The organism is Paenibacillus tyrphae (assembly GCF_000722545.1).
GTDB classification, from domain to species: domain Bacteria; phylum Bacillota; class Bacilli; order Paenibacillales; family NBRC-103111; genus Paenibacillus_G; species Paenibacillus_G tyrfis.
This window is the reverse complement of the sequence record NZ_JNVM01000034.1, coordinates 1-345: the sequence shown is the minus strand read 5'-3', so window position 1 is coordinate 345 and position 345 is coordinate 1. Positions and strand designations below refer to the sequence as shown.

The window sequence follows — 345 nt, the reverse complement described above, 5'->3', positions numbered from 1 at the left end:
ACCGAATCTCGGCTTTCAATTTTTCGAGTTCTGAGGCATACTCAGGGCCCTTCCCATAGCTATATTGTTTACCGACTGGCTGTTCAAGTCGGTGGAATTCTCCCGCTCGATACCACCTCATCCACGTCTCTATTTGGGTTTTATTTCGTATGTTGAGCTTCTCCATAACCACTTTCACGGGTACACCCGCTAGCCTCATCTCAATTGCTTTCATTTTCATTTCCACAGGGTAGCTAACTCTTGTTGCCAACGTAAAAACACCTCCAAGGTTGTCTCCATATCTTACGACATGGTTACATTCTCTCGAAGGTGTTTTGATTTGTCTCACGTTACGGGCTCAGTCCC

At 45.8% G+C, this 345-nt stretch carries 1 protein-coding gene; it reads right to left on the bottom strand.

The annotated features are described in order from the left end of the window. Nucleotides 1-250, bottom strand: a 250-nt coding sequence (locus ET33_RS30185; RefSeq protein ID WP_036690970.1) for a helix-turn-helix domain-containing protein, incomplete at its 3' end; no start/stop codon positions are given. Nucleotides 251-345: the final 95 nt, after the last annotated feature.